Source organism: Cupriavidus sp. NPDC089707 (assembly GCF_044748965.1).
Lineage (GTDB): Bacteria > Pseudomonadota > Gammaproteobacteria > Burkholderiales > Burkholderiaceae > Cupriavidus.
Genome location: NZ_JBIVHB010000005.1, coordinates 41,184 through 52,761 on the forward strand (window position 1 = coordinate 41,184; position 11,578 = coordinate 52,761).

General features: G+C 68.8%; 12 protein-coding genes. 8 read left to right on the top strand and 4 right to left on the bottom strand.

Translation table 11 applies throughout. The annotated features are described in order from the left end of the window. The first annotated feature begins 21 nt into the window (after positions 1–21). Entirely contained in the window at positions 22–1,695 is a 1,674-nt protein-coding gene (yidC, locus tag ACIP1U_RS10340) for a membrane protein insertase YidC (protein ID WP_400314463.1), read from the top strand. A 311-nt stretch (positions 1,696–2,006) separates the two neighbouring features. Continuing rightward, positions 2,007–2,777, top strand: a complete 771-nt coding sequence (gene tam / locus ACIP1U_RS10345; protein ID WP_400314464.1) for a trans-aconitate 2-methyltransferase — start codon at positions 2,007–2,009, stop codon at positions 2,775–2,777. A 45-nt stretch (positions 2,778–2,822) separates the two neighbouring features. Here tam and ACIP1U_RS10350 read toward each other — a convergent pair whose 3' ends face one another. Both ACIP1U_RS10350 and ACIP1U_RS10355 read right to left on the bottom strand, forming a co-directional pair. Beyond that, entirely contained in the window at positions 2,823–3,209 is a 387-nt protein-coding gene (locus ACIP1U_RS10350) for a VOC family protein (protein ID WP_400314466.1), read from the bottom strand. Positions 3,210–3,239: 30 nt separating this feature from the next. Then, the gene (locus tag ACIP1U_RS10355; protein WP_400314468.1) at positions 3,240–3,677 is read right to left on the bottom strand and encodes a PaaI family thioesterase; all 438 of its coding nucleotides are present in this window, start codon (positions 3,675–3,677) and stop codon (positions 3,240–3,242) included. A 188-nt stretch (positions 3,678–3,865) separates the two neighbouring features. On the opposite strand from ACIP1U_RS10355, the gene ACIP1U_RS10360 reads away from it, so the two are divergent. The 6 genes from ACIP1U_RS10360 to ACIP1U_RS10385 all read left to right on the top strand — a co-directional run bounded on the left by ACIP1U_RS10360 (position 3,866) and on the right by ACIP1U_RS10385 (position 9,044). Beyond that, positions 3,866–4,696 (top strand): CHAD domain-containing protein, encoded by an 831-nt coding sequence (locus ACIP1U_RS10360; RefSeq protein ID WP_400314470.1) that lies wholly within the window; start codon positions 3,866–3,868, stop codon positions 4,694–4,696. A gap of 100 nt (positions 4,697–4,796) precedes the next feature. After that, entirely contained in the window at positions 4,797–6,224 is a 1,428-nt protein-coding gene (gene mnmE, locus ACIP1U_RS10365; RefSeq protein WP_400314471.1) for a tRNA uridine-5-carboxymethylaminomethyl(34) synthesis GTPase MnmE, read from the top strand. Between the two features lie 36 nt (positions 6,225–6,260). Beyond that, complete coding sequence (locus ACIP1U_RS10370; protein ID WP_400314472.1) at positions 6,261–7,505, top strand: glycosyltransferase; 1,245 nt, start codon at positions 6,261–6,263, stop codon at positions 7,503–7,505. Positions 7,506–7,548: 43 nt separating this feature from the next. After that, entirely contained in the window at positions 7,549–8,124 is a 576-nt protein-coding gene (locus ACIP1U_RS10375) for an OB-fold putative lipoprotein (RefSeq protein WP_400314473.1), read from the top strand. A 27-nt stretch (positions 8,125–8,151) separates the two neighbouring features. Then, complete coding sequence (locus ACIP1U_RS10380; protein ID WP_029046432.1) at positions 8,152–8,352, top strand: hypothetical protein; 201 nt, start codon at positions 8,152–8,154, stop codon at positions 8,350–8,352. Positions 8,353–8,489: 137 nt separating this feature from the next. Continuing rightward, positions 8,490–9,044 carry an Sbal_3080 family lipoprotein gene (locus ACIP1U_RS10385; RefSeq protein WP_400314476.1) on the top strand — a complete coding sequence of 185 codons (555 nt, stop codon included), beginning with the start codon at positions 8,490–8,492 and terminating at the stop codon, positions 9,042–9,044. A gap of 43 nt (positions 9,045–9,087) precedes the next feature. Here ACIP1U_RS10385 and ACIP1U_RS10390 read toward each other — a convergent pair whose 3' ends face one another. Together ACIP1U_RS10390 and ACIP1U_RS10395 are read right to left on the bottom strand one after the other, a co-directional pair. Then, complete coding sequence (locus ACIP1U_RS10390) at positions 9,088–10,059, bottom strand: M14 family metallopeptidase (protein WP_400314478.1); 972 nt, start codon at positions 10,057–10,059, stop codon at positions 9,088–9,090. A 415-nt stretch (positions 10,060–10,474) separates the two neighbouring features. Next, the gene (locus ACIP1U_RS10395) at positions 10,475–11,446 is read right to left on the bottom strand and encodes a Bug family tripartite tricarboxylate transporter substrate binding protein (RefSeq protein ID WP_400314479.1); all 972 of its coding nucleotides are present in this window, start codon (positions 11,444–11,446) and stop codon (positions 10,475–10,477) included. Between the last annotated feature and the right edge of the window lie 132 nt (positions 11,447–11,578).

The window sequence follows — 11,578 nt, forward strand, 5'->3', positions numbered from 1 at the left end:
TTTCTCCGACCACAGCCAGACATGGATATCAAACGCACCATCCTCTGGGTCATCTTCTCGATGTCCCTCGTGCTGCTCTACGACAACTGGCAACGCTCCCAAGGCCATGCGTCGATGTTCTTCCCGAGCGTGACGCAGCAGCAGGGCGCTTCGGCGCCGGCAGCCAGCGGCGCGGCCGCGCAGGGCGACGTGCCCAAGGCCAACGTCCAGCCGGGCGCAGCTGCCCCGGCCGCGCCGGGTGCCGCTCCGCAGGCCGCCGTCCAGCCCGCCGGCGAGAAGATCGTGGTGACCACCGACACGGTGCGCGCCGAAATCGACACCGCCGGCGGCATCGTGTCGCGCCTGGAGCTGCTCAAGGAGCTCGAGAAGGACGGCAAGCCGGTGGTGCTGTTCGAGCGTGACAACGTGCGCACCTATATGGCGCGCTCGGGCCTGATCGGCGGCGACCTGCCCAACCACACCACGGTGTTCACCGCCGCGCCGGGCCCGCGCAACCTGGACGGCGCCGAGCAGCTTCAGGTGGTCCTGACCGGCGAGAAGAATGGCGTGAAGCTGGTGAAGACCTACACCTTCCGCAAGGGCAGCTACGTGGTCGACACCAAGTTCGACGTGACCAACGCGGGTACAGCGCCGGTGTCGCCGACGCTGTACCTGGAGCTGGCGCGTGACGGCAGCAAGGTGGAGCAGTCGCAGTTCTACAGCACCTTCACCGGCCCGGCGGTCTACACCGACGCCGACAAGTACCACAAGATCGACTTCGAAGACATCGCCAAGGGCAAGGCCAGCGTGCCGGCCGCCGCCAACAACGGCTGGGTGGCGATGGTGCAGCATTACTTTGCCTCGGCCTGGATCCCGCAGACCGGCAAGGAGCACAGCTTCTACGTCCAGCAGATCGATCCGAACCTGTACCGCGTGGGCATCCAGCAGCCGCTGGGCGAGCTGGCCCCGGGCGCCACGGTGAGCACCGATGCGCGCCTGTTCGCCGGTCCGCAGGAAGAGCACATGCTCGAGAAGATCGCCCCGGGCCTGGAACTGGTGAAGGACTATGGCTGGCTGACCATCCTGGCCAAGCCGCTGTTCTGGCTGCTGGAGAAGCTGCACGGCTTCCTGGGCAACTGGGGCTGGTCGATCATCGCGCTGACGGTGCTGATCAAGCTGGTGTTCTTCCCGCTGTCGGCCGCAAGCTACAAGTCCATGGGCAAGATGAAGGACCTGCAGCCGCGCATGACGGCGATCCGCGAGCGTTACAAGAACGACCCGCAGAAGATGAACCAGGAGATGATGGGCCTGTACCGCACCGAGAAGGTCAACCCGCTCGGCGGCTGCCTGCCGATCGTGATCCAGATCCCGGTGTTCATTGCGCTGTACTGGGTGCTGCTGTCGTCGGTTGAGATGCGCGGCGCGCCGTGGCTGGGCTGGATCAAGGACCTGTCGGTGCCGGATCCGTTCTACATCCTGCCGATCGTGATGGCCGTGTCGATGTTCGTGCAGACCAAGCTGAACCCGACGCCGCCGGATCCGGTGCAGGCCAAGGTCATGACGATCATGCCGCTGGTGTTTTCGGTGATGTTCTTCTTCTTCCCGGCCGGCCTGGTGCTGTACTGGGTGGTGAACAACATTCTGTCGATTGCGCAGCAATGGCAGATTAATCGGATGCTTGGCAAGGGCAAGGCGGCTGTTGTGGCCAAGAGCTGATTGCCTTTGCGTTGATGTAGTACTCGGAAAAGCCCGGCGGTGACGCCGGGCTTTTTGTTTTTGGTGATGGCTGCCGGTCTTTTCGCTGGCTGGCGGTTTGCTCCCCTCTCCCGCGAAGTGGGAGAGGGGCCGGGGGAGAGGGCAGGCGTGTGCGCATAGCGACGGCGGTCACTTCGTGGAAACTCCGGCCCTCTCCCCCTACCCCTCTCCCGCAAGCGGGCGAGGGGAGCCGTGTTCAAGCGGTGTAGGCTGCGGCAGGCGTTATGCAAGCGTATGCTACTGGCCTGCGCCTCAATGCCTGGAGATCCACCATGAGCTGGTCCGCCCGCCAATACGTTGCCTTCGAAGACGAACGCACCCGTCCCGTCCGCGACCTCGTCGCCGCCATTCCCAACGAGATCGTGCGCAACGCGGTGGATATCGGCTGCGGCCCCGGCAACTCAACTGAGGTTTTGCTGGCGCGGTACGCGGGCGCATCGATCACCGGCCTGGACAGCTCCGACGACATGGTCGACGCCGCGCGCAAGCGCCTGCCTGATGTGCAGTTCCGCGTGGCCGACATCGGCGCCTGGGACGATCCCGGCCCATACGACGTGATTCTGGCCAATGCCGTGCTGCAATGGCTGCCGGACCATGCCAGCCTGTTTCCCAGGCTCGTTTCCAAACTCTCGGAAGGCGGCACGCTGGCCGTGCAGATGCCTGACAACCTGGAAGAGCCCGCGCACCGGCTGATGCGGCAGGTGGCGGCGGAGAGCCCGTGGGCGGCGCAGCTGGCCAGCGCCAGCAAGGCGCGCGCCGAGCGTTCACCGGCGCAGTGGTACTACGAACTGCTGCGCCCGCTGTGCCGGCGCGTGGATGTGTGGCTGACCACCTACCACCATCCGCTGGCCGGCGGCGCGGCGGCGGTGGTGGAGTGGTTCAAGGGCAGCGGACTGCGGCCGTTCCTGCAGCCGCTGGACGAGGCCGGGCGCGTGGCGTACCTGGCGCGCTACGAAAGCGAGATCGCCAAGGCGTACCCCGCGTTGCCCGATAAGTCGGTGCTGCTGCCGTTCCCGCGGCTGTTTATCGTGGCGACGCGCTGATCGCCATCTGCCGATTCGGGCCGGTTCGGGCCGGTTCGGGCCGGATCAGGCCGGCTTGTGGCAAACCGCCTCGATGTTGTGCCCGTCCGGGTCCAGCACGAAGGCGCCGTAGTAATCGGGGTGGTAATGCGCCCGGATGCCCGGCGCGCCATTGTCCCGTCCGCCCGCCTCGATCGCGGCGCGATAGAACTTATCCACAAGCTCGCGGCTGTCCACGCGGAACGCCACGTGGATCGGCGGCCGGTTAGGCTCGCCGCGGTGGATCCAGAAATCCGGCTTGTCCGGTGGCCCGAAGCCTGCCACGTCGGTACTGCCAGTGACGCTGGCGGGAAATTCCTTGACGAGGCCGTAGCCGATGGCGCCTAGCGCGGCCAGGTAGAACGCGCGGCTTTTGGCGTAATCGCTGACGCTGGCGCCGGTATGGTCGATCATGCTTGGCTCCTTGCAGGGTTGGGGTTGGGCTCAGGCCAGGTCCAGCACGCTCATGGTGGCGTTGAAGCGGCTCACCAGCACCGATTCGCCGTGCACGTCCGCAAACACATCCGCCTCGACCACGATGATCGAGCGGCCGGACTTGAGCACGTCGGCACGGCAGCGCAGCCGTTCGCTGCGCAAGGCCCTTAGCAGGTTGATCTTGAATTCCGCGGTGACCACGTGCTGGCCCGCCTCGAGGATAGTGGTGGCCGCAGCACCCGCGGTATGGTCGGCCATGGTGGCCTGCACGCCGGCATGGACGATGCCGCCGTGCTGGAGGTGACGCGCGGTGATCGCCAGCGTCGATTCGCACCAGCCCGGCCCGCAGTCCGCCAGCGCGATGCCGATGTCATTGACGAACGCGGCCTGGCGGAAGCCGGCCGCGATGGTGTCGTGCAGCAGTAGACGCTCCTGTTCGGTGGTCATGGCGGGTCCTTGTTTGGTCACTGCAGGTCACTGCATCAGCAGGCGGTGTGCGCATTCCATCGCGACGGCGGGCCGCTGTCAACCGCACGGCAGCGCCTGATGCGGCGCTCGGACGCATTCGCGCGTGCCGTCGCCTACACTGGTGGCATCCGCGTCCCGCCGGCGCGCCTGACTGCATGAAGACCGCCATGACTGACGCCCAGCCGCCCACGCTGCGCCGCAAGACGCAGCCGGTCGTTGCGTTTGCCGCGCTGACACAGGCCAGCCTGGCGCGAATCGATATGTCCCTGCAAAATTTGCTGCACCGAGACGAAGCGGAAGACCTGCACCAACTGCGCGTGGCGGTGCGCCATGCGCGCGCGGTGCTGTGGGCGCTCGGGCCAGCGCTGCCACGGCTGGAACGCGAGCGCTGGAAGCGCGAACTGCGCACGCTGGCGCGAGCGACCAGCGAGGTGCGCGACTGGGACGTCTTCCTGGCCGAGACCGTCGCCCCGGCGCGCGAGAAAGCGCCCGAAGATCCGGTGCTGGCCGCCGTGGCCGACACCGCCGCCACACGGCGCAACACGGCTCGCGCGGCCTTGCTGGCGACATTGGTCACCTATCGCGACGGACAGTTGCCTGTGGTGCAACGCGATCTCGCCCACCTGGGCCGCCTTGCGGAAAAACTTGCCGCCAGAAGCGAGGCGGGGCGGCGCGACCGCCTCGGCCCGTTCGCGCGCCAGCGCGTGCGCCGGGGCCGCAAGCGACTGCGCGCGCTGAAGCAAGCCGCCCGAGGCGGCGACCCGGGCGCGGTGCATGACGAGCGCATCGCGGGCAAGCGGCTGCGCTACACGATCGAGGCGCTGGCACCGGTGTTGCCGTCGCGCTATACCAAGCGGCTGCACCGCAAGCTGGTCAAGAAGCAGACGCGGCTGGGGGACTATGTCGATGCCGTGGTCGCGCGCCGGCTGATGGGCGAGTGCCTGGACGTGCCGGCGCTACCCGACGACGTGCCGCCGCCACCCCCTGGCGCGAGCTGACGCCCCGCCTGACATGGCGGCCGACCCACCGCGCCGTGCGGCGCTCCTGCCAGTGCAACCCGCGCCACGCCAACCGCAATCGATCTGCGACAATACCGCCATGACTGCTCCCCAGGTTCCCATTGCCGCCATCGCCACCGCGCCTGGACGCGGCGGCATCGGCGTGGTGCGCGTGTCGGGCCCCGATGTCGGCCCCGTCATGCGCGCCGTCTGCGGCCAGGCACTGAAGCCGCGCCATGCCACCTACCTGCCGTTCCTCGACGGCCACGGCAAGGTCATCGACCATGGCCTCGCGCTGTACTTCCCCGCGCCCAACTCCTACACCGGCGAAGAGGTGCTGGAGCTGCAGGGCCACGGCGGCCCGGTAGTGATGCAGATGCTGCTGACGCGCTGCCTGCAGGCCGGCGACAGCATCGGCCTGCGCCTGGCCGAGCCGGGCGAATTCACGCGCCGCGCCTTCCTCAACGACAAGCTCGACCTGGCCCAGGCCGAGGCGGTGGCCGACCTGATCGAAGCCAGCACCGAAGCCGCGGCGCGCTCGGCGGCGCGCTCGATGGAAGGCGAGTTCTCCAATGCGATCCGCAAGCTTGTGGACAGGGTCATCCACCTGCGCATGCTGGTCGAGGCCACGCTGGATTTCCCCGAGGAAGAGATCGATTTCCTGGAGCAGTCCGACGCGCGCGGCCAGCTTGCGACCATCCGCAATGAGTTGGGCGGCGTGCTGGCGCAGGCGCGGCAGGGCGCGCTGCTGCGTGAAGGCCTGTCGGTGGTGCTGGCGGGCCAGCCCAACGTGGGCAAGTCCTCGCTGCTCAACGCGCTGGCCGGCGCCGAACTTGCCATCGTCACGCCGATCGCCGGCACCACGCGCGACCGCGTGCGCGAGACCATCCAGATCGACGGCATCCCGCTGCATATCATCGACACCGCTGGCCTGCGCGAGCAGGCCACCGATGAAGTCGAGCGCATCGGCATCGAACGCACCTGGGACGCGATCCGCCGCGCCGACATCGTGCTGCATCTGGTCGACGCCACCGACTACCTGCGCCACGGCCTGTCCGAGATCGACGACGCCATCGACGACCGGCTCAGCGGCCACCTGCCACCGGGCTCGCCAATCGTGCGCGTAGTCAACAAGATCGACAAGGCGCCGGCAGTGGGCGACACGATGTTCGGCGGCAACCGCCCGCACGTGGTCGCCGCCAACGGCCCCAATCCGACCGAGATCTGGATCTCTGCGCGCACCGGTGCTGGCATCGAACTGCTGCGGCGCGAGTTGCTGCGGCTGGTGGGCTGGCAATCCGGCAATGAAGGTACCTTCCTCGCTCGCGAGCGGCATCTGACCGCGCTGCGGCAGGCGCAGTCGCACCTCGATGTGGCCACCGAGCAGAGCGAGCGCCAGGCGCAGGCGCTTGACCTGTTTGCGGAAGAGTTGCGGCTGGCGCAGGAGCACCTGAACAGCATTACCGGCGAGTTCACCAGTGATGATCTGCTGGGGACGATATTTACGCGGTTCTGTATTGGGAAGTGAGGCGGTCGCTACCGGAACGCGCCAACGTCTTCTCCCATGCGCCTCACCCTCATCACCTTCGGCACCCAAGGCGACTGCCGCCCCATCGTAGCCCTCGGCCTGGGCCTGCGTGACGCGGGACATGACGTGCTGATGCTCGGCGAACGCTCCGCGGCGCCGCTGGCCGCCGAGCATGGCCTGCCGTTCGCGCCGATGGCCGGCGATATCCAGCAAACCCTGCTGCCCGGCGGCGCCTTGCACAAGCTGATGACCGAGGGTGGCAACGTGGCCGAGGCCACGCGCGCGTTCGGGCGTATTGCGGAGGACAACACCGAGGCGTGGATGGCGCAGCTGGCGGAGGCGGCCCGCGATGCGGATGGCATTGTGTTCTCGGGGCTGACAGCGTATGTGGCGTTGTCCGTCGCTGAGCAGTTGCGCAAGCCTGTGGTCGGCGCGGGCATGTTCCCGATCTCGCCGACGCGGGATTTCCCTTCGGCCTTGCTGCCGCCATGGCGCATGCCGGGCTGGGCCAACCGGGCCAGCCATGCGGTGATCAACTTCGTGCTGTGGCGGATGTTCCGCAATGCCACCAACGCGGCGCGCGCGAAGCTGTTTGGCGTGGCGCCGCGCCGGGCGATGTGGCGCGATTTCCCGTCGCTGTACGCGATGTCGCCCCACCTGGTGCCGCGCCCGCGCGACTGGCATGCGGACTGGCTGGTCACCGGCGCGTGGAACATGCCGCCGCAGCCGGACTGGCAGCCGGGCGCGGCGCTGCGCGACTTCCTGGTGGCCGGTGCGCCGCCGCTGTATATCGGCTTTGGCAGCATGGCAGGCTTTGACCGGCAGCAGGTGGTCAATGCCATGGTGCAGGCCGTCGATGGGCGGCGCGCGTTGTTCTATCCGGGCTGGTCCGGCATCGATGTGTCCGCGCTGCCAGCCAATTTCCATGTGATCGGGGCCACGCCGCATGACTGGCTGCTGCCTCGCGTGGCGGCGGCGATCCACCATGGCGGGGCCGGCACCACGCATGCAGTGGCCGCGGCGGGCGTGCCGTCGATCGTGCTGCCGTTCGCGGGCGACCAGTTCTTCTGGGCCGGGCGGCTGGCGGCGCTGGGCGTGGCGCCGGCATACGCGCCAGGGCACAAGATCGACGCGGCGCGGCTGGCGTCGATGATCGCGTTTGCCGAGCGCGCGGAGACGCGCGAAAAGGCCGCCGTGCTGGGTCGCGCCGTCGCGGCGGAGCGCGGCGTGGAGCACGCGGCGGCAGCGATCGAACGCTTCTGCGCCCCGGGTGGCGCATAATCGCGCTTTCGCCGTTTGCATGCCCTTCAGGCAGAGCCTCCAGATGTTGAACCGTACCCAGCAGATCCTCATTGCCATCGTCACCGTGGCTGTCCTTGGCATGTTGTGGTTTGCCGGCAATGACCGGCATGACGATGCCGCCATGGCGCCCGCCGGTTCGGGCGAGCAGGCCGCCGCCAGCGCGGTGCCGGCCAGCGACGTGCGCGGCGTGCCGCGCGACGGCACGCTGGACCCGGTCAGCATCGACCCGCAGCGGCCCGCCGACCGCCTGCCGCAATACCAGGCCAGCGCCGTGCTGGACGACTACCGCAACGATCCCAAGGCCGCGGATGCGCGCTACCTGGACCGCTACGTGATCGTCGAAGGCGTCGCCAGCGGCGTGCGCCGCGAGGGCGAGCAGGTCTTTGTCGATATCCGTACCAACGATCCGGCCGCCAATGTGCGCGCCTTGCTGCTGCAGCGGCAGATCTGCGGCCCGGCGGGCCGGGTCTGCGAAGTGGAGGCCCGCGCGACCATGGTGCGGCGCGGCCAGAAGGTGGCGGTGGAATGCAATGGCGCGGGCCTGGCCGATGGCATGCCGCTGCTGCGCGACTGCCTGCTGCGCGGCGGCGCCAACTGAGCGCAAGCCTGAACCGGAGAACCTGCGATGCAATCCGTGCTGTCCGTGCTTGCGCTCATCATCCTGGCGGCCACCGCCGCGGGCCTGGCTTCGCCGCGCTGGCTCAGCGAGACCCTGCTCGGCGGCAGGCCCGTGACGCGGCTGCAGGTCGCCGTGGTGGGCCTGTGCCTGGCGGCGTTTTGCCTGATCCTGGTGGGCCGGCTCGCGCAGGGCGGGGCGGGCGGCTGACGCGCCACGCCGGCACAGCAGCGCGGATTTTGCGTCTCTGTTCCGGGAATTGGCCGGCGCCGGCAGCGCCTACAGTGTGAAGGCACGCTGCCCGCATTGCGCGCCGGCGGCGATGCCCCAAGCCATCCAGGATTCCCATGAACAATGCACTGCTGGCCGCCAGCGTCGGCCTGCTGCTGTGCGGCTGCTCGACCTACCAGGCCGTGACCCCGGTCGACCGGCTCGACCGCTCCGATCCCAATACTGCGTTCCAGGTGCCGGCCGGCGGCGGCCCGCGCGGCACCTACGGTGCCAACGGCATGCTGCTGTGCGTGGTGGTGAACCCGGTGAGCGGCAACAACTATGTCGACGCCTTCCGTGCGTCGCTGGAGCAGCGCAATTTCGAGGTGAAGATGCTGCAGGCCGAAGCGGCGTCGGCGCTCGCCTGCCCGATGGTGGCGTATTACACCGCGCGCAGTGCCTGGTTCTGGACCTCGTACCTGGACAGCGTGGACATCACCGTCTTCCGCCAGGGCGACCGCGTCGGCAAGGCGATCTACAACGCCAACCGCAGCGCGGGCGGGCTCAACCTGAGCAACCTGGTGCAGCCGGCGTCCAAGCTGGACGAACTGGTCGAACAGCTGTTCCCCGGCATGCTGCCACCGCCGGCGCCGTCGGGCGGCACGCCGCAGGCACCGACCGCGGGAGCCTGATCTGGCAAGACCCGATCTTTCTACGGCCCTCGGCAACCGCGGCTCAGCGCTCGAGCCGGCCCAGCCGCACCACGGTCACGCCGGGGCGGAGCTGGCGCAGCGAAGGCATCACCAGCACGCAGTCGGGATAGGGCGTCACCACCGGTTCGCCATCTCGCCAGGCGATCACCGAGCCGGCCTCGGCAAAGGTCTCCAGGCCGGTATAGGGACCGGCGAAGCGGAAATCCATGCTGGCGGCGACCACCGGCTCCGTCACGCGTACCACCCGCTGCGTGGCGGGCAGCGGCTGCAGCCAGCCGGCGGGGAGGTCGGCGGCGTCGACCACGCCGGCGTGCAGCAGGAAGCGGGCGGTGCTGTCCTGCGCCACCGTTACGGCTGCCGGCTCCCAGTGCTGGCCGCATTCGATCAGCAGGGCATTGGCCGGGCTGGCGGGATCGCCGAAGCCGTCGTAGTCGCGCATGCGGCGGCCCTCCGGGTGGCCTTCGTCGACGATCACGTCGGCCGGCGCGCCCAGCGCGCGCGACAGGGCGATGCCCTTGTCGAGCGGGCCGGAGACGATCAGCGGGCGGCTTTTCTCATGCATCGAATGCAGGTCGAGCAGCAGGTCGACGGTGTCGATCACCGGGCGCATGGCGCGCGCGCGGCGCAGCTCGGAGGAATCGCGGCTGGTGTCGTCCAGCGTGGCGGCGGTCCATACGCGGTTGAAATCCTGGTCGACGAAGCGCGAGGCGTCGGGCCTGGCCGGGTCGAAGCTGTGGTAGGCGTCGACGTTGGCGAAGGCCAGCGTCAGGCGGCCGCGGCGCGGGCGCAGGTTGTGGTCGAGCAGCGCCTTGACGGCGATGGCGCCGCAGACCTCGTTGCCGTGGGTCAGGGAGTTGACCATCACGTGCGGGCCGGGCTGTCCGCTGTCGAACGTGTACAGGTAGGGGATGCCGGTGTTGCCGGGGGCGTAGGGGCGGATATCGGGGAAGGTGACGTCGACGGGGTAGGCGTCGAGGTGGCTGGGGTGGGTCATGGGGATCGGTGCTTTCAGGGTGCCCGGTGGCTCTGTGGCTGGCGGGTCGTATGGAATTGGTGTGGCGTTGGTACTGGCACGCGCTGGCCCTCTCCCCCGGCCCCTCTCCCGCAAGCGGGAGAGGGGAGCAAACCGGTGGGTTGAGAGATGGAGTCAGGCCTGGCTCATGCTCGCTGTGGTCTCCCCTCTCCCGCAAGCGGGAGAGGGGAGCAAACCGGCGGGTTGAGAGATGGAGTCAGGCCTGGCTCATGCTCGCTGTGGTCTCCCCTCTCCCGCAAGCGGGAGAGGGGAGCAAACCGGCGGGTGGAGAGGCGGCGTCAAGCCTGGCTCATGCTGACTGTGGTCTCCCCTCTCCCGCATGCGGGAGAGGGGTCGGGGGAGAGGGCCGGCGCTCGCAGCACCGAAAGCCCATCACTCACTCACGAATCCCGGCCGCCTGCACAATCGTCCGGTAACGCCCCGTCTCGCGCTTGATAAAGCTGCCGAACTGGGAAGGATTGCCCGGCGTCACTTCCACGCCCGCCTCGGCCAGCTTCTTCTTCACGTCCGGCATCGCCAGCACGGCCTGCATCTCGGTGTTCAGCCGGTCGACCACCGGCTTGGGCAGGTTGGCCGGCCCCATCAGGCCAAACCAGACGCCCATGTCGACGCCCTTGAGCGCCGGCGTCTCAGCCAGTGCCGGCACGTTCGGCGCCACCGCGGCGCGCTTGGCGCCGGTCACGCCGTAGGCCTGCACGCGGCCCGCCTGGATATGCGGCAGCGCCGACGACAGCACCATCACCGCCAGGTCGATCTGGCCGCCGAGCAGGTCAGTGGCCATGGCCGATGCGCCCTTGTATGGCACGTGCGTGATATTGACGTTGCCCTGCTGCTTGATCAGCTCGCCAGCCAGGTTCAGCGGCGTGCCCACGCCCGACGACGCATACGCCAGCTTGCCCGGCTGGGCCTTGGCCAGCGCGATCAGCTCGGCGGCGTTCTTCGCCGGCAAGCCCGGCTTGCCGACCAGCACCATCGGCTGGGTGCCGACGAAGGTCACCGGCGCCAGGTCCTTCTCGCCGTCGTAGCGCACCGCGGGATTGGTCAGGCGCGCGATCGAGACCTCGCTGCCCGAGCCCATCAGCAGCGTGTAGCCGTCGGCCTCGGCCTTGACCACCTTGGACGCGCCGATGGTGCCGCCGGCGCCGCCCAGGTTCTCGATGACCACGCTCTGGCCGAGGCGCTTGCCCAGCTCCGGCGCGATGGTGCGGGCGACGAGATCGACGCTGCCGCCGGCGGTATAGCCCACCACCAGCGTGATCGGCTTGGCGGGCCAGGTGCTGGCAAAGGCGCCACCGGCGGCGGTGGCAAGGCAGAGTGCGGCAGCGGCCGCGCGCAGGATGGTCTTCATGGTCTTGGCTCTGGGGTCCCGGAATCGATGTTGTGACCGGATATTAGAGAGCGCGCGGCCCGCCCGGCGTGCGGCTTTGGCAAGCGGGGTTGCCGATTTGGCAACCGGTCGCAAGGTCGGTCGCACAGTCGG